This window comes from Cupriavidus respiraculi, from assembly GCF_914271545.1.
Classification (GTDB): Bacteria; Pseudomonadota; Gammaproteobacteria; order Burkholderiales; family Burkholderiaceae; genus Cupriavidus; species Cupriavidus respiraculi.
The window spans coordinates 15,913-40,342 of record NZ_CAJZAH010000011.1; the positions used below are offsets into that span (position 1 = coordinate 15,913).

Genomic DNA, 24,430 nt, shown 5'->3' on the forward strand with positions numbered 1-24,430 from the left:
TGTTCTGGCGGCCGCCGCCGGCGGACCAGCTGGCGGCGTTCTGCCTGACGCCGGCCGACATGGAGCCCGACGACGCGGAGGTCTGGCCAGACACCGACCTGTCGGTGTCGCTGTTCGGCCAGATCTCCACGCAATGGCGGATGGGCATGAATGGCCCGGTGGGGCTGGACTACGGTGTGCTGGAGTTCGTGTTGAAGCTGCGGCGCGTGCCGCGGTCGCAATGGCCGCGCGTCTTCGATGACGTGCGATTGATGGAACACGCGGCCATGCAAGAAATTACCGGGAGCTGAGATGAGCGACGTTGTAGGCAAGGCCACACTCGAGGTCGGCGCCGATGTCAGCGGGCTCCAGGCTGGCTTTCGTGAGGGCGAGCGCGCCATCAAGAGCCTGGAGGCCACGGCGGCCTCGAGCGGACGCAGCGCGGCCGGCAGCATCCGCGGCGTCGGTGATGCCGCCACCGATACGGCCCAGCGCATGGACGCGCAGAGCCGGCGCTTTCTGGCGTCGCTTGAGCGCCAGGCCGACCGGGCCGGCAAGACGGCCTCCGAGTACGCGGCGCTGCGCGCCTCCCAGCTCGGCGTGGCCGACGCGGCCGCGCCGCTGGTGGAGCGCTTGCGCGCGACCGAGGCGGCGATGGCCAAGGGCGGCGTTTCGGCCGCCCAGACCGCTGCGGCGCTGCGCCTGGTGCCCGCGCAGCTGACCGATATCGTCACGCAGCTGGCCGGCGGCCAGAGCGCGCTGCTGATCCTGACCCAGCAGGGTGGGCAGCTGAAAGACATGTTCGGCGGCGTGGTGCCGGCCGCGCGGGCGCTGACGTCCCACATTGCGGGGATGATCAACCCGGCGACGGCTGCGGCAGCGGCGCTGGGCCTGGTGGGCGCGGCGGCCTACATCGGCGCGCAGGAACAGACCGCCTACCAGAAAGCGCTGGTGACGACCGGCAACTATGCCGGCACCACCGCCAACCAGCTCTCCGTCATGGCGGGGCAGATCAGCCAGGCGATCGGCACGCAGGGGCAGGCCGCTGACGTGCTGGTGAAGCTGGCCGGCAGCGGCAAGATCGCGGCCGGCCAGTTCGAGTCGCTGGTCGCGGCGACCATCGCCTGGGAAAAGGCCAGCGGCACTGCGGTGGACGAGTCGGTCAAGCGCTACGTCGAGCTGGGCGACGAGCCGGTCAAGGCGTCGCTCAAGCTCAACGAGCAGTATCACTACCTGACCGACGCGGTCTACCAGCAGATCCGTGCCCTCGAGGAGCAGGGGAGCAAGGAGGAGGCCGCGGCGCTGGCGCAGCGCACCTACGCTGACGCGATGGGCAAGCGCGCCAACGAGATCCTGGCCAACCTCGGTCTCATCGAGCGCGGCTGGGGTGCCGTCACTGGCGCCGCCAAAAGCGCCTGGGACGCGATGCTGGGCCTTGGCCGGCCCGATACGCTGCCCGATATCAAGGGACGCATCGCGGCGGTGCGTGCCGAGATCGAGCGGCTGGGCGATGGCGAGAACTTCGGCAACACCCAAGGCGGGGCGGCGACCGGCGGTAGCGATCGCCGGCGAGCCGGCGCGCAGGCCCGCCTGCGGGCGCTGCTCGAGCAGGAGCGCGCGCTCGAGGCCGAGGCGGCCAAGGCGCGTGCGGACGCGGAGCGCCAGCGCGGCGAGGAGGAAACGATCGCCGCGCGCGCCCGCCTGGACGCGCAGGCCAAGGCGACGCGCAGCCGCGCCGAGCAGCGTGCCGATGAGCTGCGCCAGCTGCGGGAGGATGCGGCCAAGGTCGGCCTGGCCACCGAGGAGTACAACAAGCGCGCGGCGGCCATCGAGGCCAAGTACAAGGACCGCGGCGCACGGCCCAAAGCCTACGTCGAGGACTACGCCACCCGCTACCTGGACCAGCTGCGGCAGACCGGCGCCGCGCTGCAGGCGCAGACGCTCGACGCCGACAAGCTGACGGCGGCCGAAAAGGCGCGCGCCGAGTTCGCGCAGCAGCTGGCGGACATCAAGACCAAGCAGACGCTCACGGCGGACCAGAAAAGCCTGCTGGCGCGCAAGGACGAGATCCTGGCGCAGCTGGACCTGAACGTGGCCACCGAGAAAGCCGCGCTCGCCCGCCGCGAGGAAACCAAAGAGCTGGAGCGCCAAGCCAGGCTGCTCAAGGACGCGCAGACCCAGGCCGAAGGCGTGGCCGTGCGCATCCGGGAGAGTGCGATCGCCCGCGGCGAGCAGTTCGACCGCCAGCTGGGCGCCTTCGGCATGGGCGCGCTGGCCCAGGAACAGATTACGGCCCAGCGCGGGGTCTACCGCGAATTTGAGCGCATCCGCACCGACTGGATCAAGAGCATGACCGACCGCGACCTGGTCGGCACGGATCTGTACACCCAGGAGCTGACACGCATCAAGGACGCGGAGCGCGAGGCGCTGGCGCAGGTCGGGCAGTACTACGACCAGCTGGCGCTCAAGCGCGAGGACTGGCGCAACGGCGCCATGGCGGCCATGGCCGACTACCGCGACTACTCGGCCAACGTGGCGGACCAAACGGGACGCCTGTTCGGCGGGATGTTCCAGGGTCTGGAGGACTCGGTGGTGGAGTTCGCCATGACGGGCAAGGCCAGCTTTGGCGACTTCGCCAAGTCGGTGATCGCCGACCTTGCGAGGATCCAGGCACGCGCCGCGATCTCTGGCCTGGTGCAGATGGGCATCGGGCTCGTCGGCAGCCTGTTCTCCGCAGGGGCTGGCGCCGGCGCCGCGTCCACCGCTGGATCGGCGTGGGGCGGCTTCAGCACTGGGCCGGCCACCACCGGGTACACCGGCGCCGCCGCTACTGGAACCTTCGGGAACGGGCTGAGCGGCGTGTTCGTGAGCGGCGCGCGCGCCGATGGCGGCCCGGTCGCGGCCGGCAGCACCTACCTGGTGGGCGAGCGCGGGCCGGAGCTGTTCAAGCCGAATCAGTCCGGCACGATCGTGCCGAACCATGCGCTGGGCGGCGGGGGTGACATCAACATCAACACCCACGTGAGCGTCGACAACGGCGGCGTGCAGGCGCAAAGCGACAGCAATGACGCTTTGAGCAAGCAGCTCGGCTCCGCAATCAACGCCGCAGTCACTGAGCGGCTTTCACGCGAGATGCGCCAGGGCGGCATGCTCTGGCGGATGCGAAACGGACAGGCATAGATGGCCACGGAAACCTTCACATGGCGGCCGGTGAACACGGCCGCCGGCCAGGTCACGCTGCGTACCCGCACCGCGCAGTTCGGCGATGGCTACAGCCAGGCGGTCGGCGATGGCCTCAACAACAAGGTCCAGAGCTGGCCGCTGCAGTTCGCTGGCCTCAAGGCCGAGATCCAGGCGATCCAGGACTTTCTCGACCGGCACGGCGGCTACCGGTCGTTTCTCTGGACCCCGCCGCTGGGCGTGCAGGGGATGTACCGCGTCCCCGAGTACTCGCCGGCGGCTGACAAGGGTGGCATCTACACGCTCTCGGCAACCTTCGTTCAAGCCTTCGCACCCTGACAACATGGCAAAGCAAACAATCAATCTTGGCACGCCGCCATCCGGCAGCGACGGCGACACCTACCGGACCGCGAACGTCAAGACCATTTCGAACTTCGATGAGTTGTACCTGCGCGCTCAGGGCCGGCTGCAAAAGAGCATCGCCGGCGGGGCCGGCACCGTGGTGCTGACCGCCACGGAGGCGCTAAACGGCATCATCGACTTCGTCGGCGACATCACCGGCAACAAGGTGATCCAGGTTCCCCCGACGACCACGATGATGTGGGTGGTGCGCAATAGCACCGCTGGCAATTTCTCGGTGACGTTCCAGGTGACCGGCGCGGCCACCGGCATCGTCATCCCGCGCGGGGTGTCAAAGCTCCTGTACAGCAATGGTGCCGACATGTTCGACGCGACAGCGGAGCCGCCGTCGATCATCAAGGACGGCGTCCTGGAGATCTCTGGCGCCGCGCCCACGCTGATGCTGACAGAGACGGATCAGACGGCGCCGGTCGGTCGGTGGCAGTGGCGTGCGGATGGGGGTTCGGTGTGGCTGCAGCGCATGCTCACAGCGCCCGGCACCTACGACAACATGATCGGGATCACCCCGGCCGGTCTCGATATTCGTCCCTTAAGCGCAGGCCCCGCCTATTCCAACAGGCTGACCCTTTCGTCGGGAGCTTCCGGGCAATACCAGCCGTTTATGCGCTCGAATTCCAACGAGCAGTGCATCCAGTTCGTCAACTCCGCCAACACGCGGGTGATGATGCGGCTGTACGAGAACGGCCAGGTCCATATTCCGGGACGGCTGCAGGTAGACACTTCCGAGAACGCGACAAAGCTGTTCGTCGGCGGCTTTGGCTCCGGGTATGGATATGGCGTTGAAACCCGGCCTGTGGTGGGTGGCAACAATGCCGTGGTCAACTTTCTCACCGTGAATGGTGTTTCGGTTGGGCACATCGCGTCCAGCGACTCGGCGGTGGCATACAACTCCGCATCCGACTACCGCGTCAAGGCGAACTACGCGCCGATGGCCGGCGCGTTGGAGAGCGTGCGGCGCATGAAGTTCTATACCGGCGAGTTTCGCGCGGAGCCGGGGAAGCTGTACGACTATGTCCTGGCGCATGAGCTGCAGGAGGAGCTGCCGAGTGCCGTGACCGGAGAAAAGGACGCCATGGGCGACTGGTATCCGGTGTTTCGGGAGGGGTATGACCCTGACGACGTGCAGCCCGGCGATGTGGTCGATGTCCAGCAGATGATTGTGCCGCAGGCCGTGGACTACTCGCGCCTCGTTCCCAGGCTGGGCGCGGCCGTGCAAGAGCTGGCCGGCGCGCTGGAGCAGGCCCTGGCGCGTCTTGCGCAGCTCGAGGCATCGACATGAAGATCAACTACGACATCCAGACGCTAGAGCCCGGCGAGCGCATCGAGCTATTCGAGCTGGACGCCACGGCGATCGGCGGCGACCAGCTGCGCTTCCATGGCCATACGCGCGTCGGCCCGATCTGGTGGCAGGGCAACGAGTACTCGCCCTGGCCCATCCGCACCGAGGGGTTCGCGCGCACCGGCGAGGGCCAGCAACCCACGCCGACGGTGTCGGTGGGGAACGTGGACGGCTCCATTACCGCCATGTGCCTGTACCTGGACGATATGGTGGGCGCCACGCTGCATCGCATGCAGACGCTGGGCAAATACCTGGATGCCGCCAATTTCCCGCAGGGGAATCCCGACGCCGATCCGGATGAGCAGTACGCGCCCGAGTTCTGGTTCGTGGAGCGCAAGACGGAGGAAACCAACGAGGCCGTGACCTTCGAGCTGTCGAGCGCCCTCGACTTCAACGGCACGCAACTGCCGCGCCGCCAGATCGTCGCCAACGTGTGCGGCTGGCTGGCGATCGGGAAGTACCGCGGCCCGTACTGCGGCTACACCGGCTTGGCCTACTTCGACCGGAACGACAACCCAGTGGGTGACCCGGCGCTGGATCGTTGCGGCGGCCGGTTGTCGTCATGCAAGGCGCGATTCGGCGAGAACAACTCGCTGCCGTTCGGCTCCTTCCCGGCCGCCGATCTCATCCGAGGCTGATCATGGAAAAAGCAACGTTGGACGCGGTTCGCGCGCACGCGGCCGCGGAGTATCCGCGCGAGTGCTGCGGCCTGGTGGTGGTTGCGCGCGGCCGCGAGCGCTATGTCGCCTGTCGCAACGCAGCGCAGGGCGGCGAGCATTTCATCCTGCCGGCCGAAGACTATGCCGCGGCCGAGGATCTCGGCGACGTGGTGGCGGTGGTCCATAGCCACCCCGACGCGCCGGCGGCGCCGAGCGAAGCGGATCTGGTCGCTTGCGAGGCTTCTGGCCTGCCGTGGCACATCCTGTCGTGGCCGGCCGATGATCTGCGCACCATCGCGCCGCAGGGTTACGAGGCGCCGCTGGTCGGCCGCCAGTTCGCGCACGGCGTGCTGGACTGCTACACCCTGGTGCGCGACTGGTACCGGCGCGAGCTGGGCATCGAGCTGCGCGACTTCCCGCGCCGGGATGACTGGTGGGCGCAGGGCGGCGACCTGTACATGCAGCACTACGCCGAGGCCGGCTTCGCCGTGGTCTCGCAGGACGCGCCGGACCAGCAAGGGGACGTGATCCTCATGCAGCTGCGCGCCCCGGTGCCCAACCACGCCGGCATCTACCTCGGCGACGGGCTGATGCTTCATCACCTCCACGGCCGGCTGTCGTCGCGCGATGTGTACGGCGGCTATTGGCAAGAAATCACGCGCTGCGTGCTCAGGTATCAGGGATGACCAACAAGATCCGCACCATTCGCCTGTATGGCGCGCTGGGGGCGCGCTTCGGGCGCATCCACCGGCTGGCCGTTGCCAGCGCTGCAGAGGCTGTGCGCGCACTGTGCGTGCTGCTGCCAGGCTTCCGCCAAGAACTCGGCACCAGCCACGGTCGTGGCGTGGCGTATGCCGTCTTTGCCGGCAAGAAAAACCTCGCGGCCAACGAACTGGATATGCCGCCCGGCGCCGACGATATCCGCATCGCGCCGGTGCTGCGGGGCAGTAAGCGCGGGGGCATCTTCCAGACGATCATCGGCGCGGCGCTGTTGGTGGTCGGCTTCTACTTCGGCCAGCCGCAGTTGATGCAACTCGGCGCGGCGCTGGCGCTCGGCGGGGTCGTTCAGATGCTGTCGCCGCAGCAGCGCGGCCTATCCGCGAAGGATGGTCCCGACAACGGCGCCAGCTACAACTTCAACGGGCCGGTCAACACCACAGCGCAGGGCAACCCGGTGCCGCTGCTGTACGGCCGCATGATCGTCGGCAGTGCCGTCATATCGGGCGGCATCTACGCACAAGATCAGGCGTAGCAACCTCACTCTTCAGTCCGAAGCCCCGCTCCGAGCGGGGCTTTTCTTTTGGTGCAATACACATGCGCGACATCATCGGTTATGGCGGGGGAGGGAAGGGCGGCGGCGGTGGCTCGGCGCCGACTGAGAGCCCCGATAGCCTGCATTCGATCGCCTACGCGAGGGTGCTCGATCTGATCTCGGAGGGCGAGATTGGCGGCCTGGTCAACGGACTGCGCAGCGTCTACCTGGACGGCACGCCGCTCGTCAACGACGATGGCAGCGCCAATTTCCAGAACGTCACGGTGGATCACCGTGTCGGCACGCAGGACCAGGACCACATTCCCGGCTTCCCGGCGGTCGAGAACGAAACGGCCGTCGCGGTGACGCTCACTGCGGCGTCGGCCTGGAGCCGCGCGGTCACCAACATCCAGCTGTCAGCCGTGCGGATCCGGCTGTCAGTGCCGGCGCTGTCCAAGGCGAACACCAGCACCGGGGACATTGGCGGCTACCGGGTCGAGTATGCGATCGACGTGGCCACCGACGGCGGCAGCTATGAGCAGGTGCTCGCCTCGGCCTTCGATGGCAAGACCACCAGCAAGTATGAGCGCAGCGAGCGCATCAACCTGCCGCCGGCGACCATCGGCTGGACGGTGCGCGTGCGGCGCCTCACCCCGAACGCCAACAGCAGCACAATCCAGGACACGACCATTGTCGAGTCCATCACGGAAATCATCGACGCGAAGCTGCGTTACCCGAACAGCGCCATCGTCGGCATTCAGGTCGACGCGCGCCAGTTCAACAACATTCCGACCCGTTCCTACGATCAGTGGGGCCGGATCATCCGGGTGCCGAGCAACTACGACGCCGAGAGCCGCACGTACATCGGCGTGTGGGACGGCACTTTCAAGACCGCCTGGACGAACAACCCGGCGTGGGTCTTCTACGACCTGGTGCTGCACCAGCGCTACGGCCTCGGCGACCGTGTCAACGCCGCGATGATCGACAAGTGGTCGCTCTACCAGATCGGGCAGTACTGCGACCAGCTGGTGCCGGACGGCAAGGGCGGCCAGGAACCGCGCTTCACCTGCAACTGCTACCTGCAGTCGCGTGCCGACGCATACAAGGTCCTGCAGGACCTGGCGTCGATCTTCCGCGGCATGGCGTATTGGGCCTCGGGCAACGTCATGGCCGTGGCTGACATGCCGGCAGACCCGGTCTACACCTTCACCGCGGCCAACGTGGTGGACGGCCGGTTCACCTATGCGGGCAGCTCGCGCAAGAGCCGCAAGACCGTGGCGCTGGTGAGCTGGAACGACCCGGACGACTTCTACCGGGCCAAGGTCGAGTACGTGCCCGACGAGGAGGGCATGGGCCGGTATGGCGTACAGGAAACGGAGGTGATCGCCTTCGGCTGCACGTCCCAGGGGCAGGCGCATCGGGCTGGCCAGTGGATTCTACTGACCAGCCGGCTGGAGACCGAGACCGTGACGTTCCAGGTGGGGCTGGACGCCGCGCTGGTGGGGCCGGGCAGCATCGTCCGCGTAGTCGACCCGGCGCGGGCGGGGCGCCGCATCGGCGGCCGCATTCGCAGCGCGGCCGGCCGCACCGTCGTGCTCGACAAGGCTGACCAGATCGAGGTGGGCAATACGCTGACCGTGGTATTGCCGTCAGGGGTGGCGCAGACCCGGACGGTGGCCGCCCTCGATGGCGACAGCATCACGGTATCGGCGGACTGGACCGAGGCGCTGCAGCCGCAGTCGGTGTGGGCGATCGAGAGCGCGGAGCTGAAGGCGCAGCTGTTCCGCATTCTGAGCGTGGCAGAGGGGGATGGCATCACCTACTCGATCACGGCGGTCAAGCACGAGCCAGGCAAGTTTGCGGCGATCGACAACGGCACGCGGATCGAGCCGCGGCCGGTGACGGTGATCCCGCCGTCCGTGCAGCCGCCGCCGACCAACGTGGGGTTCGCCACCTACTCGCTGATCGACCAGGGCATCGCTATCACCACGATGGAGATCAAGTGGGAGGCCGCCCCCAAGGCCATCGCCTATGAGGTGGAATGGCGCCGGGACAACAGCGAGTGGGTGCGGGCGGGCCGCACGGGATCGCAGAGCATCGAGGTCAGGGGTATCTACGCGGGCACCTATGTCGCGCGCGTGCGGGCGATCAACCCGTTGGACGTGGCATCGGTTCCCGCCTACTCGCCCGAGACGTACCTGCAAGGCAAGACGTCGCCGCCTCCTGTGGTGAGCAGCTTCTTTGCCACCGGTCTGGTGTTCGGCATCCGGTTGGATTGGGGCTTTCCGGCTGGACCGCTCGATGTGGAGCGCACCGAGATCTGGTACAGCCAGACCAGCCAGCGCGAGGATGCGATCAAGCTGGCCGACTTCGCCTATCCGCAGAACACCCACACCATGATGGGGCTGGCCGCCGGCGTGACGTTCTTCTTTTGGGCGCGCCTGGTCGACAAGAGCGGCAACATCGGCGAGTGGTATCCGACCGGAGTCGGCATCATCGGGCAGAGCAGCTCCGATGCCGACGAGGTACTCGACTATCTCACCGGCAAGATCACCAAGACGCAGCTGGCCGGCGGGCTGCTTACCGCTATCGACTCGATCCAACCGCCCTTTGCGGGCAGCGACGAGGACTATGCCGGCGACGACAACGTCTTTGCCGGCATCGTTTCGACACAGTCCACGCTGGAGGCGGCGGACATGGCGATGGCCCAGCAGATCACCACCATGCAGGCGACGGTGGGGCAAAGCTCGGCCGCGGTGCAGACGATCGCGCAGACGGTGGCGAATCAGAACGGCAAGTTGGCCGCGATGTACACCATCAAGACGCAGATCACTCAGGACGGCCGGACGTACCTGGCCGGCATTGGGATCGGCGTGGAGAGCGATGGCGAAGTGGTGGAGAGCCAGGTGCTGGTGGCTGCTGACCGGTTCGCCGTGATTCACCCGAACGGCAGCGGTGTGGTGTCGCCCTTCGTCATCCAGAACGGGCAGGTCTTTATGAGCCAGGCATTCATCGGCGACGGGACGATCACCAACGCCAAGATCGGAAACACCATCCAGTCCAACACCTACGCGCCGAACGGCCGGCCGACCTGGTACCTCGACAAGTCGGGGGTGTTCGAGCAGAACGCCGGGGACGCCTCCGGCGGCATGGAGCAGCGGCCGACCGCGATCCGCATGTGGGACCAGAACGGGACCACACGCATTTTTATCGGGAGACGAAGCTGATGGCCTCGCAGTATGTGCTCGAGGCGTTCAATGCCGACGGTTCGCTCAATTTCGGCAGCGGCGACCGCCTGGGGCGCGTCGTCGGCACGCAGTGGACAGGAACGTCCGACGGTTCAATCAATGTGCCGGCCTTCGCGCAAGGTACCGGCTTTGCTATTGCAATGCCGGCCGCGGGTTCGGGCGTTTTTGTGCCGCGGATCAGCGTGAGCGGGACCACGCTGAGTTGGACGTTCGACAGCCCGATCTACCGGGCGCCATCGTACATTTTCTATGGGGTGCGATAAATGACGTGGGAGTTTAGGGTCGTCAACGATTGGGGCACAGTCCAGATCGATGACACCTATGCCAATCTGGCGCTCAAGCACGCGCAGACCTATCAGACCGGGCCACCGGCTTCGCAGTACTACGGCAGCGACCTGACGTTCAGTTTTGCCGGCGCCACGCCGTTTTTTGCGTACCGCTGCACTGCCGGATACGCAACCGTCTTTAGCATTCACGAAAGCGGCGGCGTGTGGACAGTGCGCATGCGCTGTTCGGCGGGCGTGGGCACGCCGATCACCGTCTACGTGTTCGACCGTCCCATCGTGTCGGCCGGCGGTTGGGGCTTCGACGTGTTCGATGCCGCCGGCAACCTGACCTTCAGCTCCGGCTACAAGTACATGCGCGTGGTGGACTGGGTTAGCCCTGCGGCGACCAACCCGCCGGCGGACTATGCGCTCGATCCCAGCAGAATCTATGCGGTCTGCCAGGGGTCGTTCGCGTACTCGCAGTACTGGGTATCGCCGGCACCGCCGACCGACCCCAATGCCCGGGGTGACGTCATCACGGAAATCTGCGGCGCGGTGTTCCTTGGGTCGGTTCTAAGGTTGGGCACCTATGAGGAAAACGTGGTCATGAACCAGCCGTTCTACCAAGGGTTCGCTGGCGGCAGCGCTCAGTACCTCATCATCGACGTGACGGGTCTGTAGCCGGTCACATCCCCCCGACCTTGAATGAGGACCCGCCCAACTGGCGCACCCGCCGGATATCGGCGTCCTCGGCCACCCGCGTTGCCTCGATGACGCGGGCGCGCTCGGTGGAGCAGTCAGAGGCTTTCGCGTCCAGGCATGCATACATCGCCTTACGGGCGTTGTAGAGCGCCTGGGCGGGATCGTTGGGGTTCTCGGGCATCGCTTTCGGTGCCCAGGAGCCGCAGGCGGCGAGAGTGGCGGCGGCGAGCGCCGGCAGCGCTCGGGTGGCGATAGTGTGGAGCTGACCCATTTTCTTGTCCGTTTTGTTGTGTTTGGCCGACATTGGCCGCGCCGATGGTAACGGCGGGCTCACCTTCTGACTACGGTAAAACCGCCCCCCTTTTGTAGGGTGGAAGTCTCCCGCCGCCGCCGTCCAACCCGCTGAACTCCTTTTCCACCCAGCCCGCGCTCGCGGGCTTTTTCATTTCCCATGGACAAACAGACATTCCAAAAGGCGGCCGGCCTGTCGGCGGCGCTCGCCGATCGCTGGTTCGCGCCCGTGTCGGCCGCGCTCTTCGAGTTCGGAATCCTGCAGCCGCACCGCGTGGCGCAATGGATCGCCCAGGTGGGCCACGAATCGCGGGGGTTCTCGGCCCTGTCGGAATCGTTCGACTACCGGCCTGAAGCGCTGGTGGCCACCTTCTCGCGCATGACGCCGGCGGTGGCCCGGCAGCTCGGCCGCCAGGCCGGCGAGCGGATGGTCCCGCTGGACCGCCAGGCCCGCATCGCCAACATCGCCTACGCGGGCCGGTACGGCAACGGCGACGCGGCCAGCGGCGACGGCTGGCGACATCGCGGCCGGGGCCTCAAGCAGATCACCTTCCGCGACAACTACCGCGACTGCGGGCAGGCGCTCGGCGTTGACCTGGTCAGTCAGCCCGATCTGCTGGCCACCGACGACACACTGGCCGCGCGCTCGGCGGCGTGGTTCTGGTACGCGAACGGCTGCAACCAGCTGGCCGACCGCGGCGACTTTCGCCAGCTCACCCGCCGGATCAACGGCGGGGAGAACGGCATCGAGCAACGCGAGCAGCGATGGCTGCTGGCGCGGCAATTCATCCACGCATGACCCAACGAAAGGAACGGGTGCAAATGGAAAAAGAGCAAAACGCAGTGCTGTCGCTGCTGGTGCTGGGCGCGGTGATCGCGGTGGGCAAGATGCTGGTCAGCGATGACCCGATCAAGCTGCGCCTGGTTCTCGGGCGGGCGCTACTCGGCTCAGCCACGGCGATGGTGGCCGGTGTCGCGTTGATGCAGTTCCCCGAGATGTCGCTCACCGCGCTGCTGGGAATCGGCTCGGCGCTGGGCATCGTCGGTAGCCAGTACCTTGAACTGTTCTTCCGGCGCTGGATGGGCCGGCAGGGAGGTGGCCGTGATCAATCTCGTTAAGCGCGTGGCCGGCGCGCTGGCAAGTGGCAAGGGCTACGTCCTGGTGCTGCTGGTCGTTCTCGGGCTGGGGCTCGTGATCGGCGGCACCAGTGCGTGGCGCTGGCAGGCCAACGCCTACGGCAAGCAGCTCGCTGAGCAGCGCGGCGCGCACAAGGCAGAGCTGGCGGAGGCGTGGAAGGATTCGGCGGGCTGGTCGGAGCGGTACCGCGAGTCGGAACGCAATGCGGGCCTGGCCCGCGACAACATCATGGCGCAAGCCAGAAAGGAAATCGATGCGGAAAAGTCTGCTGCAGCTGCTCGTATTGCTGCTTTGCGCGCTGGCACTGTCCGGCTGTCAGTCCCTGTCGTCGCAGCCCTCCCGGCCTCCGGCGCCGGCGACGTGCCCGCGCATGCCGGCCCTGCCTGGGGACTTCGTGAAGCGCGAGCCGAACTTGCTCCAGAGGCTGGAGCGGCTCTCTACGCCATCGCCGTCGACGGCAATGCCGGGATCCGCGACGCCAACGCCTGTATCGACATCTACAACGCCGTCCGCGAGCAGGTGAACGTGGCCGGCGAGTAAAGACAGGGCGACCACCAGCGGCGTTGCAGCGCCGCCGGTGGCCACCGAACACACTGAGCATGCCAGTGAGCCCAGCCAAGGCCCTGCCACCTTCCTAGGAGGCGGGCGGATCATACCAAAAAGTAAAGGCTCACCAGAATGGCAAATCCCATCATCCCGTGGATCGGCGGCAAGCGCCGGCTCGCGGAGACTCTTCTTTCGCGGTTCCCCGCGCACCAGTGCTATGTCGAGGTGTTCGCCGGCGGCGCCGCCCTGTTCTTCATGCGCCCGCCCGCCCAGGTCGAGGTCATCAACGACGTCAACGGCGAGCTGGTCAACCTGTATCGCGTGGTGCAGCATCACCTTGAGGAATTCGTGCGCCAGTTCAAATGGGCGCTCACCAGCCGCCAGGTGTTCCAGTGGCTGAAGGAAACGAAGCCGGCCACGCTCACCGACATTCAACGCGCGGCGCGCTTCTACTACCTGCAGCAAAACTGCTTCGGCGGCAAGGTCGACGGCCAGACGTTCGGCACGGCCACCACCACGCCGCCGGGCCTGAACCTGTTGCGCCTCGAGGAGAACCTGTCGGCGGCGCACCTGCGGCTGGCCAGCGCCTTCGTGGAGCATCTGGACTGGTCCGCGTGCCTGGCGCGCTATGACCGCGCGCATACGCTGTTCTACATGGACCCGCCCTATTGGGAAACGGAAGGGTATGGCGTGGACTTCCCGCTGAGCGAATATGAGCGCATGGCTGAGGCGATGCGCGGGCTCAAGGGCAAGGCCATCGTCAGCCTGAACGACCATCCCGAGATCCGGCGGATCTTCGCCGGCTTTGACATCGAGTCGCTGGACATCAATTACACCGTGGGCGGCGGCCAGGGCGTCGCCAGGCGCGAGGTGATCATCTACAGCTGGGACAGGGAAGAAGAACCGGCGGGATTGTTCTGAGCAATACGAACGCGCTGCTCGTTCGACTGTGCGGGCCGGCTCGCGCCGGCCCGCAACGTCAGGTCGCGATGATCCAGATGACCCAGCATAACGCCCTAAGGCATGCCGCCACGTCGACTTTCACATCCACCTTCACAGTTACTTTCGCCATGATTGCGTCAGGGGAAAGCCTGTGGCCACAGGCAGTTAGCCTGTTGAATTTGTATCCCGCCCTTGCATGGCGGCTGCGAGCGGCCTGTCTAGAATGGTCCCTCGCGCCCGGTTCCGCGTTATCCGCATGAATCACTCCTGCGGGCGCTTCCACGGGTCAGCTCTACGCCCTTAAGGCTGGATTGAGACACCGTCTCAATCTTCGTACAGGCATTTCACCTTGAGCGGCTTGCGAGGCCGCAACCGGGCTTCGCATTCCCGGCGACGTCAATATATCAGAGAGGCCGGTGAGCCAGTGGGCCATACCGTTCTAGGTATTGTTCCAGCAGGTCAATGGCGGCCTGGACGTTGGAGGCATGGACGCGGCACCAGTCGTAGGTCGGCGTGCCGTCCTTGCTGGCGCGCAGTCTGGCGATCAGATCCTGCGTGCCATCGCGTGAATACAGGTCGTGCTCCATGGTGGTCTCCTCGCCGGCCACGCCGTCACGCAACGTCGAGCTGCTCCGCATGGATGCCCATGGCGGCCGCGATCTTCTCGCGCGTCGCCTTGCGCACCCGCGGGGCGTTTTCCTGCTTGGCAAAAGCCGGCTGGCTGATGCCGAGGCGCTCGGCCACCTCCTTTTGCGTCAGGCCCAGGTGCTCGCGCCAGGCGCGAATGGGTGGCACTTCGTCAACCAGGATGCGCTCGGCCACGGCATGGGGCACCAGGTCCTTATCGGTGTCGCTGCGCAGGGCAACGTAGTCGGCGTAGGGGATGACGGCAAAGGCCGGTTGCCCTTGGCCATCGGTGATGATCTGTACGCGGTCCATGTTGGATGTTCCTCTATTCGCTACTGGCTACGGGCTACGAGAACAGGGCCGGCCCTCCCGCCGGCCCCTTGTTTAGTAGGTCGATCTGTTCCTGATCTTCACCTCTTGCACGCTTACGATCCTGATTCCGCCATCCCAATCAAACAACACTCTGTAATCTCCAACTCTCAGGCGGTAACCATACTGGTGATCGGTTAGAGCTATGACATTCGCTACGTTCGGCATCCCCTCCAGTTCTGCTACTGCCTTCACGATCCTGCTGCGCGTCGGGCGATCCAGCTTGCCTACCTGCTTCAGCGCCTTGGCTTTCCATTCAATGTTGTTCGCCATGGATCAGACTATAACCGTAATATAACCGTTCGTCAAGAACGGTTATGTTTTCATCTGCCCCGGCGGCGCGTGGCATGTGGAACGGCCGAGAATACCTCCTCGAACTCGCGCGCCCGACTCGCCATCTCCACTACGCAGGGCTCGGTGTCCAGCTGCCGGCGTATCGCCTCGAGGAGGGTCGGGAAGGCCGGCGATGTCGCGTGGCTGTCGTACAGCGGAAAGCAGGCCGTGAGCTGAGCGGCGCGGCGCGCCAGCGCCTGTAGGCGCGCGATCTCCCATAGCAGATCGCGGACCTCGGGCGTGCTGTTGCGGCGATACATCGCGCGCAGCTGCTCGCGGGTCAGCGGAGGGGGAAAGGCGCGCGCGGTGGCGTCCTGGTGGGCGTCGTCAGTGCTCGCCTGCTTGGCCCACTGGTGCTCGTTGCGAGGCGACGGCATGGGGCGGCCTACCGAAGTGGGAAACGTACCGTGAGAGGGTCTACCGCCTCGGGCCGGCCCACGCGGTGACGGATGTGGTGGTCGTAGACGTCGAACGAGAGCGCATCGGGTGTCCAGCGCAGACGCGTCAGCTGCCGCGCCTCGACGCCGCGCACTACGATGGTCTGTTGGCCAACGGTCACGGCCTCGCAGGGTAGCCGCAATTCCTCGCGGTCTTCACCGAAAAAATGGGCCTCTAGGAATATCGACGCGGTGGGGTAGGTGGCGGGCATGGCGGGGAGGCGAGTACTGTACGGATGTACAGTATAACGAAGCCGGTGCCTCAGATGGCGCGATGGAAGCGGCCGGGCGGAATCGCGCCGGGCCGCTTGATCTTGAGCCAGTCGGCCGACCGCCCGCCCACATACGGGCTGTTGGCGCGCTTGGCCACGATGCCCTCCAGCTGCAGCGCGACGGCCTGCTGGTACAGCCACTGGCCATCGTCCACAGTGCCGACGCATAGCATGCCGCGGGGCGGGTCCGCCAGCAGCTGCTGCAGGTGGCCGCGGCGTGTCTCGATCGGCTCGGCGCGCAGGTCGCGGCCGCGATAGACCAGCAGGTCGAACGCACAGTAGACCACCAGGTCGTCGCCGGGCCGATAGCCGCGCCGCCTGGCGCGTCGGTGCAGCCGGTCGAAGTCCGGCCTGCCGTATTCGTCCAGCACTACCACCTCGCCATCCAGCACGTGCGCACCGCGCGGCAACGCCTTGAGCCCCTGGACGACCTCGGCGAACCACCGGGACGCGTCGGCGCCGTTGCGGGTTCGAAGCGCCGCCGGCGCAGTGCCGGCCAACGCGCGGTAGCCGTCGTACTTGATCTCGTAGTGCCAGTGCCCTGTGCTGGGCAGCGTCTTGCGATCGCACAGGAGCATGGGCTCGAAGGCCGCCAGCGGCGCTGCCTGGGCACGCGGCATGACCGCCTTGCCCGTCAGCCCTTGGTCCGGGCGGGATCGTTGCCGAAGCTGTTGCGCATGCGGATCTGGCCATCCTTGCCGTGGACCAGCAGCTCGACCTTGTCGCGCTTGGCCGCGGCGGTGGCCGCCTCGATGGCCTCGGCCTGGGTCGCATGGTGCGAGCTGGCGCGCTGGCCGCCCTCGCGGCTTACGTCCCAGCCGCCGTCCTTGGGCACTACGTGGACGTTCTTTCCCATGATTGACCTCCGTGAGAGATGTACACATTGTGGCGGGCCAGACGGTCGTCGCCATCCGTTTGCGTCCGACATCGCGCCGAGGAAAGAGAGGCCCCCAACGTAGGGAGCCATATCGTCCGAGTGCTGGCTATTTCAGATGGTTGTTCAGGAGGCTGAAGAGAGCCTCTTCATCAAACCGAGCGGGTTGCTGCTGGTTCTTGGGCGCTTGTTTCACCGTCAGCGTCCATTGCCATGGATATGTCCCGTTGATGCGCGTCAGATGCGCGTCGTACTTAAGGCCCCCAATTTCCACGAGCCCCATTCCTCCAAGCAGGTAAAGGGCGTTGGGCCGGAACACCAAGCGCTTGTCATTGAATCGCAGGGTCGTTTCGGTGGCGGCGTATTCCTTACGGACCGTTTCGTCACGGACCGTAACCTGCCGCGTTTCAGCGGTAATGGGAGTGCCTTCTACCCAGCTCTTCAGGTCCTTTGCCAGCTGCAAGGATGCTTCCTGGAACGCCGCGATGTCTTCGGCGGCCTTTTTTTCAGCGGCCGCTCGTTGCTCCGCTTCGGTCTGTTGCGATGCGATGAATTTCGCTTTCTCGGACAACGTCTATCTCCTTTTTAACATAAAGAACATTCTCGGCAGCGCGCACAAGGCGTCACGCGACGGGCTACCAGTCTTTCACCAAGCGCGGGACACTGGTCCGCGAGGGCTCCAGGTACAGGCCCTCTTTCGTCGGCTGCACCTTTGCCGGGTACACAGTCAGGACCTGCTGCAGCTGCTTGCTGAGGACCTCCCTGAATTTTCGATCCCGCCCGGCCTCGGACCCAAACTGTTGTTTTAGCGATTCCCAGGGGACAGTCGTAGGGGCGCGCAACGAAAAATTGCGGTACGTCAGCCAGCAGTACAGGTCCAGGGCCATCGGCGATTGCCGGAGCGCCCGCAGCGCTCGCAGGTCGATCGGCACCGGGGTGTTGATCACCTCGTTGTAGAAGCGCTCGGACAGGGTGATGGTGGATTGCCACAGGCCGGCCTGGTCAGGGCGCTGAGGGTCCCACCACAGATCTGTTTCGTCCGCGATGAGGAAAGACTTTTGCCCGAAGTCGGCGCCCTGCTCTCCTCCGTAGACAACGGCGATGTGGGCCGCGAATAGCCGCTTCATCTGTTCACGGATGCGGGTGATGTTTCCTCGCGGGCCGCCGTTCTGGCTGGTGTAGCCGAGAGCCTCCATGAAGTCCGACAGGCGATCGCCGAGCACCAGCTGGCGGTCCTTTGTGCGAAAAGCCTCGGTTGCGATCCATGCCAAGAGCAGGCGGGGATATGTGCCGTAGGGATAGCCGATGCTCTGGTCCTTCCCCTTCTCGTCAAAGTAGACGCCCGGCTGGATAACCAGGCTGACATTGCCGGCGCGCCGCCCCCAGGCTCGGAGATCCTTGTCCGGTTCCTTGTAGGGGAGCGTGGCTTGCACCAGGGCGCGCCCCATGAAGCCCATCATGCCCGCGGCCTTCGCGTCCTCCAGCTCCATGGCTTGAGACTCTTCAAAGAGGCGAGCGGCGATGCTGGGGCGGATGCCGCCGGCGGCGGCTTGGCCGCCCTCCCCTTCTTTTGCGTTCGTCACGATATGCAGCGGTCTGGCCATTGATGGCAACTCCACAAAGTTTGCGTGGTATAGCACAGGGCCGGATCTGCGGTCACGCTGATCTAGGGGCGCTCGGTGTTGACTGTCGCTGTGTCTCTACATTGCTGGTGGGCGGCGCAGCGTATGGTGGGCAACCGCAGGTTGTCCACAGAAGCGCGTCGCTATACCAGCAAAGCTATAAGTAAACTACTCTTATCAGTAAACTAGAGGCCGCCATTTCGCCTTATACCTCAACGAGTTACGAGGGAAATCGCCCCTAGATCAGCGCCCGACCGCCCCTACTTCAGCGTGAAAGCGCCCCCACATCAGCGGGCGGGCGCCCCCACATCAGCGTTGGAACGCCCCTACTTCAGCGTGGATAAGTGCCGCTGTCCACAGGCTTTATGCACAGGCAGCATTGCCAGTGGGCCGACGCCGAAAGCGCCCCTAGATCAGCGTGAAAGGCGCCCCCACTTCAGCGTGATGGCGCCCCTCCCCTGCTTACTTCGTTTCGTCCAGCAAGCTGGCCACGTAGGCTTCGCGCTTCGCAGGATCGTCAAAGGTCATGTCCACAGTGACGCGACCGTTGTCCCACTCTTTGAGGGTGCCGATGGGTTGCCCGGCTCGCATGATCTTGTACTGACGCGACGTGTTGCGTTTTGCGCGGGTGCCCTCCTCCGCCTTCTTGCGGATCGCCTCCACCTTGGTGAATGGAAGGCGCTCCGCGGCAATGCGCTGGGCAAGTTCTGCCGTCTTATCCTCGCCTGCCACCTTGTTGTATAGGGTCAGCTCATAGCCCACCGAAACGCCGAAAGCGTCCGGATTCTCCGTGATCACATCGAGAACCGATTGCGGCAGCTCCACTAGCGCCAGCATTTTGCTGATCTTTGCTTTGCTCTCGCCGACGATGGGGACCAACTCCTCGTCCGTCTTTGCAATACCGGCATTGAGCAGCTGCCGATATGAAAACGCCACATCGAGGATGCTCTCCTGCTCGCGCTCGTTGTTCAGCAGATGCGCCAGCTTGTAGAAGTCGACCGGAGACAGGCCCTCCAAGATGCGGCATTCCATGTCCGAATGGTTAAGGTGGAGGAGCGCCTTTTTGCGATAGTGCCCGTCAATGAGGGTATAGCGGCCCTGTTTGGTGGGATTAGGTGCCACCGGCGCCGGGACCATTTGACCTTCGGCGGCGATCGAAGCAGCCCGCGCTTTCACCTTATTTTCGTCGTAGAACTTGCGGCTGTTGAGCGGATTGTCATCGATCAGATCCAGAGGGATACGCGCATACCGGCTCGACGCCCTACCCTCCGCCACCAAGGTTTCTACGTGGAAACTTTCATTGGCGCTGCTCGGTTTGGCGGATGTGCCCTCCCCCGTCTGAAGGAGATTCGTTCTTCCGCTCAATACATCGTCCACACGATCGAACCGATCTAGGGCCGCCGTCTGGCGGATGGCTTGATCGCGCTCAGCGCCGGCTTCAAGTGAATCGAGGAAATTCTTTTTGCCTTTTGTAGCCATCTTGTAATCCTTAATTCTTGATGAGCGATAGCACTTCGTCCACCAGTGCGTTGACCTCGCGCTTTGCCTCTCTGGCGCTTGCGTTCAATGCAGTCACGGGTTGGCCCATAACCTCCGCTTCGGGATATGCCGCCCGGTCGCCGATGACCGTCTGGCAAAGCGGGATCTCCTCGTCCTTGCCCAGCAGCTCGAAGACTTGCCGGCTGATCGTGCGATTCTTGTTCATGTTCGCCAGCGTGCGGACTTGAAGGTTTTCGTTCTCAGCCATCGCGCGTAGAGCCAGGTTCTTCGCTTCTTTGACAGCCCACATATTGCCGCCGGAGCCTGCTACCGGGATGAGCCCAACATCGGAAATGAGCAGCGACACGGAGGGTGCGGTGGACTCGATGGCCGGAGGGCAGTCGATGACGATGAAGTCATAATCCGCGACGTGTTTTCGGATCTCTTGGTGCGGCTTCGGGTGGTGGCCGAGATTGATCACTGTCGCCGGAAAAGGTTTGTCCTCGGGCGCTTGGCCGGACGATATGGTCGCTGTGTTTTGCGGGTCCAAATCAACGAGCATGGTCTTGTGCGAGCGGAGCCCCAGCGTCCCCGCAAGATTCAGGGATACCGTAGTCTTACCGCAGCCGCCTTTTTGGTTGAACACCGTGATGATCTTCGCTGGCATGTGCCTTAGCTCCTAGTGGCGCCGCCGAGGTTTCTACGTAGAAACCTCCCTGGGCATGCGACGGATGATATACAGTAAGAATAAAAATAAAAAGAAAATAAAAGCGGGCATCGCCCGCTGCGTGGTTTCTACGTAGAAACTACGGCTACCCGTTGCTCCTGCGCCACGCGCTGAAGGGCAGGGCGACCAGGAGGGTGAACCTCCGACCGGCTTCGGGATCTGTGTCGAACTCGCGCCGCGACTGAACGTCGCACAGGTCTTTGATGACTGCTGCGGCGCGGTCACGCGGCCCGAGGCTGTCGTGCGCGTCCCATCGGGAGGAGTGGTTCGCAGCGATGAAACTCTGGAAGTCGCTGCGGGCACCTAGGATCGCGGCGTCGCGCGAAAGGGTAGGCCGGCGCGGTTTCGGGTCAGCCATTGCAGTGGCCCTCCTGTTGGTTGGCGCGGTCGCGCAATTTCCATCGCGCCTGTAGGGCGGCGCCGTTGTCATGCCAGCTCAGCGCCATCGCGTGGCAGCAGTGAGCGCACCAGCGGTAGGACCGCATGGTGTCGTCAAACTTTGCGTCGAGACGGCGCTGCTGCTCCCCTGCGTTGATTGCGCCTAAACAGTCGTTGCAGGTGCCCGGCTTTCGCGCGAGGCAGACGCGATCCGCAAAGACCATGTCGCCGGGCGAGCCGAAGTCGCCATCGAACGGATTTAGCGCGAGGCAGTCCTCGACTTGCTTGGCTGAAAGGCGTTCGGCTTCCATTAGCCCTCCTGCGCGGGTTGGCCGGAGCGGGCGAGGATGGCGAAGCCCGGTAGCGGAAGCGGCATCCAGTGCGTGGCGGCGGCGGCGACTTCAGTGCGTGCGTCCTGCTCGCCGTCAGGGCTTGGGTACAGGTCATCGGCCTTGATGTCGAAAAACTGTTCGCCCGCGAAATCCGCTCCTTCGGTGTAGACGAGCACGCGCTCGCCGGTGCCGATCGGCGGCAGGCGGTCATTCACGGATACCCACGGCAGCCCCGCCTGCGCCACCGATGGGACATGCTCGGGCAGCGGCGAGTGCTTCGGCTTGGCGGCCTGCTTGGCGCGGATCTGCTCGACCTTCGTCCAGATGCGGGCCAGTTCGGTTTCGCCCGCGGCGTGCATGTCGAGGCCTTGGGCGAGGCACAAGGCGGCCAGCGTCACCATGACGCCGCCAACTTCCTGCGTCTTCTCACCGACCGGGCGGCGGTAGACGTAGTCGACCAGCTGGTGTGCCTCGCTCGCCGTGGCGCCGCACGCCTGCACCAACTCCAATGCTTCTTCGAGGAAGCGGTGATTGCGCTCTTGCACGTCGGCGGCGATCTCGGCCCCGAAACACGCCAGCATCCAGGGCTGCACGCGCCGCTGAGAGTCGGTCGCCACAGCCTCGCCCACCGGCTGCGATGCGGCGTAGATGCGTTCTGCGGCTTTGAATCCCTCGGTGTAACCGTTACGGTGGGCCTCTTCCACGTCGGCCGGGTAGACCACCGGCACGCTCGGCGCAACACGGGCGAGCGTGGCGAGCTCGATGGCGCGGGTGTACTCGTAAGTCCTCCGGCTTTGGCCGCATGGATCGTGCTGCTCGATGAGCCTCCTGATCTTGTCTTCAGTCAGGCCGCCGCTGTGTGGGTGGGCAGGAGCGGGGTAGTTCGTGATCGGCTTGTTTGTCATTGCGTCACTCGGAGAAAAGCGCCACCTGGCGCGGGTCGATAGGGGAGGGCACTTCTTTGCTGGCGCGTGCCTTCGGTGGATCGGCTTGCAAGGGTGGTGGGCGATGAATCAGCCCGCCGGCATGCACGTGTGCAAACAGCCGGCGGATCGCGTCCGCTGGGTTGGCGCAGGCGCGTGCCTCCCCCGGGATGAACAGGCCGGCGTTGTGCGGAATCGCATCGCTGTAAAAGCAGCCGAGATCTCGTGCGAGATCCGTCATGGCCTGGTGGATAGCGGTGGCCACATCGGTGGGCTGGTCGACCGCGCCGGTCGGTGCGTGCGGCAGCTCGCCTGGCAAGACCTCGCGCACTAGCACGCGCTCGATCGTCGCAGGGCTACGGCTCCATGCCCCCGGGGTCGCATCCATCACGCCGCGGGTGGGGCTGGTGAGAGCGGCGGTCCATTCGCGGGGACGTTGCGCTCCGGTCATGCTGCCACCTTCGCGGCCTTTGCCTCGCGGGCGGACCAACTCGCCAGCTCGGGCGCGTTGGCCCGAACGAGAGCGGCCGCCATGGGTGGACTCACGCTGTTGCCGCACATACGCACCTGCGCATGCTTCGGCAGCCGGCGGCCGTTGATGATGGGCGCGATCACGTAGGTGCTGGGGAACCCCTGGGCGGCGTACAGCTCGTGCGGCTCCAGCATCCGCATGCCGATGTCAGCGATCTGGTATTGCTCGCCAGCCACCGTTACAAGGCCAAAGCGGCCCTTCGTCGGGATGGTGTGCATCGGGTCGCGGCAGTCCTGATCCTGTCCGCCTTCCGAATAGTATTTAACGAGGAAGGCCCGGACCTCGCCGATATGCGTGCCGCTGGCGGTGACCGTCGGCACGGGCTCGGCCAGCGCGCTGCCGGTGCACTCGCCGCGGAGCTTCACCAGGTGCGACGTTGCGATCGCGGTGTCGCCCTTGGCCGTGATGGTCTGCACGGGTTCGCCGGCGTCGCGCGGGCGGCTCTGGCCGGCGCGGCCGCCGCAGCCCACCAGTTGAGCGGATACCAGTCCGTGGTGATCGGTGGCGGTGATGGTGTGTAGTGGGTCGCTCAGCTCGTGGCCAACCACGCCCGTGAAGTGCTTTGCCATGAAGGCGGATACCAGCGCATGCTTGCGGCCCTGAGCAGTGACGGTGCCAAGCGGCTTGTGAAGGTCGAGGCAGCGCGGTGCCTGACCGGCGCGCTCACCGAAGCCAGCCTGGATCATCGTCGGCGCGATGATGCCCAGCGCGTGCGGCGCGCCAGCCGGCCTTTTCTTCGGGCCGGCCGTGATAGTCGGCATCGGGGTGCGAAGATCAGCGCCCGTGCTGCCGGTGCGGAACTTCGTCAGGTGCGGAGCCACGACGCCGTAGCCGTGCTTTCCGGTGATGGTTTGGATCGGCTCGGCCAGGGCCTGTCCACGGAACTCGTCGCCGCCATGGTTCACCTTCACGATGAACGGGGCCGCCGCGTCGATGACATACCGGTGCAGACCGCGCGCAATGCGCCGCTGCGTGGCCTCCGCCAGGGGCTTCGCCCGCTCGAAGATGGACGGGCACGGGATCGACCAGTCAATGCACTCGGCGGCGGTGCGCCACGGCTTGCGCTGCTTGGCCACGACAGCGGCGCTGTCCGGCGCGCCGTGGGTCGGCTCCGGCCAAACGATGGGCTGACCATCGCAACGGGCGATCAGAAACAGGCGTTTGCGGGTGGTCGGCGCGCCATAGTCGCAAGCGCGCAACTCGCGCCATTCGACGGCGTAGCCCTTCTCTTGCAGCTGCCGAACGAAGGACCGGAAGGTATCGCCCTTGCGCTTCGGGCACGGGGTGCCGTCTGCCAGCACCGGCCCCCACGTTTTGAATTCCTCGACGTTCTCCAGCATGATCACGCGCGGGCGCACCAGCGCTGCCCAGCGCATCGCCACCCAGGCGAGGCCGCGGATCTTCTTGTCTCGCGGCTTGCCGCCCTTCGCCTTGCTGAAGTGTTTGCAGTCCGGCGAGAACCACGCCAGGCCGACGGGGCGGCCGCGCGTCAGCGCCAACGGGTCCACGTCCCATACGGATTCGCAGTGGTGCTCCGTCTGCGGATGGTTGATCGCGTGCATG

30 protein-coding genes are annotated in these 24,430 nt (G+C 65.4%); 14 read left to right on the forward strand and 16 right to left on the reverse strand.

Features of this window, described 5'->3' with window-relative positions; all coding sequences use genetic code 11:
• Positions 1-59 precede the first annotated feature (59 nt).
• The 10 genes from LDO27_RS25320 (at position 60) to LDO27_RS25365 (ending at position 11,024) form a co-directional block, all read left to right on the forward strand.
• Complete coding sequence (locus LDO27_RS25320; protein ID WP_224044599.1) at positions 60-290, forward strand: DUF1799 domain-containing protein; 231 nt, start codon at positions 60-62, stop codon at positions 288-290.
• Position 291: 1 nt separating this feature from the next.
• The gene (locus LDO27_RS25325) at positions 292-3,159 is read left to right on the forward strand and encodes a phage tail tape measure protein (RefSeq protein ID WP_224044600.1); all 2,868 of its coding nucleotides are present in this window, start codon (positions 292-294) and stop codon (positions 3,157-3,159) included.
• A complete protein-coding gene (locus tag LDO27_RS25330) occupies positions 3,160-3,498 on the forward strand; it encodes a phage tail protein (RefSeq protein ID WP_224044602.1) in 339 nt (112 codons plus the stop codon). It begins immediately after the preceding gene.
• A gap of 4 nt (positions 3,499-3,502) precedes the next feature.
• Complete coding sequence (locus tag LDO27_RS25335; RefSeq protein WP_224044603.1) at positions 3,503-4,858, forward strand: hypothetical protein; 1,356 nt, start codon at positions 3,503-3,505, stop codon at positions 4,856-4,858.
• On the forward strand, positions 4,855-5,556 hold the full coding sequence (locus tag LDO27_RS25340; RefSeq protein WP_224044605.1) for a phage minor tail protein L: 702 nt from the start codon (positions 4,855-4,857) through the stop codon (positions 5,554-5,556). The genes LDO27_RS25335 and LDO27_RS25340 overlap by 4 nt, the downstream gene beginning before the upstream one ends.
• 2 nt (positions 5,557-5,558) lie before the next feature.
• Positions 5,559-6,263 (forward strand): C40 family peptidase, encoded by a 705-nt coding sequence (locus tag LDO27_RS25345; RefSeq protein ID WP_224044607.1) that lies wholly within the window; start codon positions 5,559-5,561, stop codon positions 6,261-6,263.
• Positions 6,260-6,829 (forward strand): tail assembly protein, encoded by a 570-nt coding sequence (locus LDO27_RS25350; protein WP_224044610.1) that lies wholly within the window; start codon positions 6,260-6,262, stop codon positions 6,827-6,829. Before LDO27_RS25345 ends, LDO27_RS25350 begins: the two co-directional genes overlap by 4 nt.
• A 62-nt stretch (positions 6,830-6,891) precedes the next feature.
• Positions 6,892-10,056, forward strand: a complete 3,165-nt coding sequence (locus LDO27_RS25355) for a host specificity protein J (protein WP_224044612.1) — start codon at positions 6,892-6,894, stop codon at positions 10,054-10,056.
• Complete coding sequence (locus LDO27_RS25360; protein WP_224044613.1) at positions 10,056-10,340, forward strand: hypothetical protein; 285 nt, start codon at positions 10,056-10,058, stop codon at positions 10,338-10,340. Before LDO27_RS25355 ends, LDO27_RS25360 begins: the two co-directional genes overlap by 1 nt.
• Entirely contained in the window at positions 10,341-11,024 is a 684-nt protein-coding gene (locus LDO27_RS25365) for a hypothetical protein (RefSeq protein WP_224044615.1), read from the forward strand.
• 4 nt (positions 11,025-11,028) lie between these two features.
• On the opposite strand, the gene LDO27_RS25370 is transcribed toward LDO27_RS25365, so the two are convergent.
• Positions 11,029-11,349 carry a hypothetical protein gene (locus LDO27_RS25370; protein WP_224044617.1) on the reverse strand — a complete coding sequence of 107 codons (321 nt, stop codon included), beginning with the start codon at positions 11,347-11,349 and terminating at the stop codon, positions 11,029-11,031.
• 147 nt (positions 11,350-11,496) lie between these two features.
• On the opposite strand from LDO27_RS25370, the gene LDO27_RS25375 reads away from it, so the two are divergent.
• The 4 genes from LDO27_RS25375 (at position 11,497) to LDO27_RS25390 (ending at position 13,941) form a co-directional block, all read left to right on the forward strand.
• The gene (locus tag LDO27_RS25375) at positions 11,497-12,135 is read left to right on the forward strand and encodes a glycoside hydrolase family 19 protein (protein WP_224044619.1); all 639 of its coding nucleotides are present in this window, start codon (positions 11,497-11,499) and stop codon (positions 12,133-12,135) included.
• 23 nt (positions 12,136-12,158) lie between these two features.
• Positions 12,159-12,455 (forward strand): phage holin family protein, encoded by a 297-nt coding sequence (locus LDO27_RS25380; protein ID WP_224044622.1) that lies wholly within the window; start codon positions 12,159-12,161, stop codon positions 12,453-12,455.
• Entirely contained in the window at positions 12,439-13,014 is a 576-nt protein-coding gene (locus LDO27_RS25385; protein WP_224044623.1) for a hypothetical protein, read from the forward strand. Before LDO27_RS25380 ends, LDO27_RS25385 begins: the two co-directional genes overlap by 17 nt.
• A 138-nt stretch (positions 13,015-13,152) precedes the next feature.
• Positions 13,153-13,941 (forward strand): DNA adenine methylase, encoded by a 789-nt coding sequence (locus LDO27_RS25390; protein WP_224044625.1) that lies wholly within the window; start codon positions 13,153-13,155, stop codon positions 13,939-13,941.
• Between the two features lie 425 nt (positions 13,942-14,366).
• On the opposite strand, the gene LDO27_RS25395 is transcribed toward LDO27_RS25390, so the two are convergent.
• The 15 genes from LDO27_RS25395 to LDO27_RS25465 all read right to left on the reverse strand — a co-directional run bounded on the left by LDO27_RS25395 (position 14,367) and on the right by LDO27_RS25465 (position 24,429).
• On the reverse strand, positions 14,367-14,600 hold the full coding sequence (locus LDO27_RS25395) for a hypothetical protein (protein WP_224044652.1): 234 nt from the start codon (positions 14,598-14,600) through the stop codon (positions 14,367-14,369).
• Entirely contained in the window at positions 14,575-14,901 is a 327-nt protein-coding gene (locus tag LDO27_RS25400) for a helix-turn-helix domain-containing protein (RefSeq protein ID WP_224044627.1), read from the reverse strand. Before LDO27_RS25400 ends, LDO27_RS25395 begins: the two co-directional genes overlap by 26 nt.
• Before the next feature lie 72 nt (positions 14,902-14,973).
• A complete protein-coding gene (locus LDO27_RS25405) occupies positions 14,974-15,231 on the reverse strand; it encodes a type II toxin-antitoxin system RelE family toxin (RefSeq protein WP_224044629.1) in 258 nt (85 codons plus the stop codon).
• Positions 15,232-15,281: 50 nt separating this feature from the next.
• A complete protein-coding gene (locus tag LDO27_RS25410) occupies positions 15,282-15,668 on the reverse strand; it encodes a hypothetical protein (protein WP_224044630.1) in 387 nt (128 codons plus the stop codon).
• A gap of 8 nt (positions 15,669-15,676) precedes the next feature.
• Positions 15,677-15,940, reverse strand: a complete 264-nt coding sequence (locus LDO27_RS25415; RefSeq protein WP_224044632.1) for a hypothetical protein — start codon at positions 15,938-15,940, stop codon at positions 15,677-15,679.
• Positions 15,941-15,990: 50 nt separating this feature from the next.
• Positions 15,991-16,620, reverse strand: coding sequence for an ATP-dependent DNA ligase (locus LDO27_RS25420; RefSeq protein WP_224044634.1), 630 nt, complete (start codon positions 16,618-16,620; stop codon positions 15,991-15,993).
• A 14-nt stretch (positions 16,621-16,634) separates the two neighbouring features.
• Positions 16,635-16,856, reverse strand: a complete 222-nt coding sequence (locus tag LDO27_RS25425) for a DUF2188 domain-containing protein (RefSeq protein ID WP_224044636.1) — start codon at positions 16,854-16,856, stop codon at positions 16,635-16,637.
• Between the two features lie 127 nt (positions 16,857-16,983).
• Positions 16,984-17,445, reverse strand: coding sequence for a hypothetical protein (locus tag LDO27_RS25430; RefSeq protein ID WP_224044637.1), 462 nt, complete (start codon positions 17,443-17,445; stop codon positions 16,984-16,986).
• A 64-nt stretch (positions 17,446-17,509) separates the two neighbouring features.
• Complete coding sequence (locus tag LDO27_RS25435; protein ID WP_224044639.1) at positions 17,510-18,478, reverse strand: replication protein RepA; 969 nt, start codon at positions 18,476-18,478, stop codon at positions 17,510-17,512.
• Positions 18,479-18,958: 480 nt separating this feature from the next.
• Positions 18,959-19,975 (reverse strand): ParB/RepB/Spo0J family partition protein, encoded by a 1,017-nt coding sequence (locus LDO27_RS25440; RefSeq protein WP_224044641.1) that lies wholly within the window; start codon positions 19,973-19,975, stop codon positions 18,959-18,961.
• A 10-nt stretch (positions 19,976-19,985) separates the two neighbouring features.
• On the reverse strand, positions 19,986-20,642 hold the full coding sequence (locus tag LDO27_RS25445) for a ParA family protein (protein WP_224044642.1): 657 nt from the start codon (positions 20,640-20,642) through the stop codon (positions 19,986-19,988).
• Between the two features lie 410 nt (positions 20,643-21,052).
• Positions 21,053-21,391, reverse strand: coding sequence for a hypothetical protein (locus LDO27_RS25450; RefSeq protein ID WP_224044644.1), 339 nt, complete (start codon positions 21,389-21,391; stop codon positions 21,053-21,055).
• The gene (locus LDO27_RS25455) at positions 21,391-22,317 is read right to left on the reverse strand and encodes a DUF551 domain-containing protein (protein ID WP_224044645.1); all 927 of its coding nucleotides are present in this window, start codon (positions 22,315-22,317) and stop codon (positions 21,391-21,393) included. The genes LDO27_RS25450 and LDO27_RS25455 overlap by 1 nt, the downstream gene beginning before the upstream one ends.
• Positions 22,318-22,321: 4 nt before the next feature.
• Positions 22,322-22,786 carry a hypothetical protein gene (locus tag LDO27_RS25460; protein WP_224044648.1) on the reverse strand — a complete coding sequence of 155 codons (465 nt, stop codon included), beginning with the start codon at positions 22,784-22,786 and terminating at the stop codon, positions 22,322-22,324.
• Positions 22,783-24,429: a DNA cytosine methyltransferase gene (locus LDO27_RS25465; RefSeq protein ID WP_224044650.1), complete on the reverse strand. Its 1,647-nt coding sequence runs from the start codon at positions 24,427-24,429 to the stop codon at positions 22,783-22,785. The genes LDO27_RS25460 and LDO27_RS25465 overlap by 4 nt, the downstream gene beginning before the upstream one ends.
• Position 24,430: the final 1 nt, after the last annotated feature.

What these genes read in the sequence shown, in the direction of transcription:
- LDO27_RS25350 (WP_224044610.1), top strand. Translation starts at nt 6,260, where the DNA reads ATGACCAACAAGATCCGCACCATTCGCCTGTATGGCGCGCTGGGGGCG.
- LDO27_RS25330 (WP_224044602.1), top strand. Translation starts at nt 3,160, where the DNA reads ATGGCCACGGAAACCTTCACATGGCGGCCGGTGAACACGGCCGCCGGC.
- LDO27_RS25365 (WP_224044615.1), top strand. Translation starts at nt 10,341, where the DNA reads ATGACGTGGGAGTTTAGGGTCGTCAACGATTGGGGCACAGTCCAGATC.
- LDO27_RS25320 (WP_224044599.1), top strand. Translation starts at nt 60, where the DNA reads ATGGAGCCCGACGACGCGGAGGTCTGGCCAGACACCGACCTGTCGGTG.
- LDO27_RS25340 (WP_224044605.1), top strand. Translation starts at nt 4,855, where the DNA reads ATGAAGATCAACTACGACATCCAGACGCTAGAGCCCGGCGAGCGCATC.
- LDO27_RS25360 (WP_224044613.1), top strand. Translation starts at nt 10,056, where the DNA reads ATGGCCTCGCAGTATGTGCTCGAGGCGTTCAATGCCGACGGTTCGCTC.
- LDO27_RS25400 (WP_224044627.1), bottom strand. Translation starts at nt 14,901, where the DNA reads ATGGACCGCGTACAGATCATCACCGATGGCCAAGGGCAACCGGCCTTT.
- LDO27_RS25380 (WP_224044622.1), top strand. Translation starts at nt 12,159, where the DNA reads ATGGAAAAAGAGCAAAACGCAGTGCTGTCGCTGCTGGTGCTGGGCGCG.
- LDO27_RS25395 (WP_224044652.1), bottom strand. Translation starts at nt 14,600, where the DNA reads ATGCGGAGCAGCTCGACGTTGCGTGACGGCGTGGCCGGCGAGGAGACC.
- LDO27_RS25420 (WP_224044634.1), bottom strand. Translation starts at nt 16,620, where the DNA reads ATGCCGCGTGCCCAGGCAGCGCCGCTGGCGGCCTTCGAGCCCATGCTC.
- LDO27_RS25415 (WP_224044632.1), bottom strand. Translation starts at nt 15,940, where the DNA reads ATGCCCGCCACCTACCCCACCGCGTCGATATTCCTAGAGGCCCATTTT.
- LDO27_RS25355 (WP_224044612.1), top strand. Translation starts at nt 6,892, where the DNA reads ATGCGCGACATCATCGGTTATGGCGGGGGAGGGAAGGGCGGCGGCGGT.
- LDO27_RS25455 (WP_224044645.1), bottom strand. Translation starts at nt 22,317, where the DNA reads ATGACAAACAAGCCGATCACGAACTACCCCGCTCCTGCCCACCCACAC.
- LDO27_RS25460 (WP_224044648.1), bottom strand. Translation starts at nt 22,786, where the DNA reads ATGACCGGAGCGCAACGTCCCCGCGAATGGACCGCCGCTCTCACCAGC.
- LDO27_RS25345 (WP_224044607.1), top strand. Translation starts at nt 5,559, where the DNA reads ATGGAAAAAGCAACGTTGGACGCGGTTCGCGCGCACGCGGCCGCGGAG.
- LDO27_RS25435 (WP_224044639.1), bottom strand. Translation starts at nt 18,478, where the DNA reads ATGGCCAGACCGCTGCATATCGTGACGAACGCAAAAGAAGGGGAGGGC.
- LDO27_RS25405 (WP_224044629.1), bottom strand. Translation starts at nt 15,231, where the DNA reads ATGGCGAACAACATTGAATGGAAAGCCAAGGCGCTGAAGCAGGTAGGC.
- LDO27_RS25465 (WP_224044650.1), bottom strand. Translation starts at nt 24,429, where the DNA reads ATGCACGCGATCAACCATCCGCAGACGGAGCACCACTGCGAATCCGTA.
- LDO27_RS25390 (WP_224044625.1), top strand. Translation starts at nt 13,153, where the DNA reads ATGGCAAATCCCATCATCCCGTGGATCGGCGGCAAGCGCCGGCTCGCG.
- LDO27_RS25325 (WP_224044600.1), top strand. Translation starts at nt 292, where the DNA reads ATGAGCGACGTTGTAGGCAAGGCCACACTCGAGGTCGGCGCCGATGTC.
- LDO27_RS25410 (WP_224044630.1), bottom strand. Translation starts at nt 15,668, where the DNA reads ATGCCGTCGCCTCGCAACGAGCACCAGTGGGCCAAGCAGGCGAGCACT.
- LDO27_RS25375 (WP_224044619.1), top strand. Translation starts at nt 11,497, where the DNA reads ATGGACAAACAGACATTCCAAAAGGCGGCCGGCCTGTCGGCGGCGCTC.
- LDO27_RS25335 (WP_224044603.1), top strand. Translation starts at nt 3,503, where the DNA reads ATGGCAAAGCAAACAATCAATCTTGGCACGCCGCCATCCGGCAGCGAC.
- LDO27_RS25450 (WP_224044644.1), bottom strand. Translation starts at nt 21,391, where the DNA reads ATGGAAGCCGAACGCCTTTCAGCCAAGCAAGTCGAGGACTGCCTCGCG.
- LDO27_RS25440 (WP_224044641.1), bottom strand. Translation starts at nt 19,975, where the DNA reads ATGGCTACAAAAGGCAAAAAGAATTTCCTCGATTCACTTGAAGCCGGC.
- LDO27_RS25425 (WP_224044636.1), bottom strand. Translation starts at nt 16,856, where the DNA reads ATGGGAAAGAACGTCCACGTAGTGCCCAAGGACGGCGGCTGGGACGTA.
- LDO27_RS25445 (WP_224044642.1), bottom strand. Translation starts at nt 20,642, where the DNA reads ATGCCAGCGAAGATCATCACGGTGTTCAACCAAAAAGGCGGCTGCGGT.
- LDO27_RS25370 (WP_224044617.1), bottom strand. Translation starts at nt 11,349, where the DNA reads ATGTCGGCCAAACACAACAAAACGGACAAGAAAATGGGTCAGCTCCAC.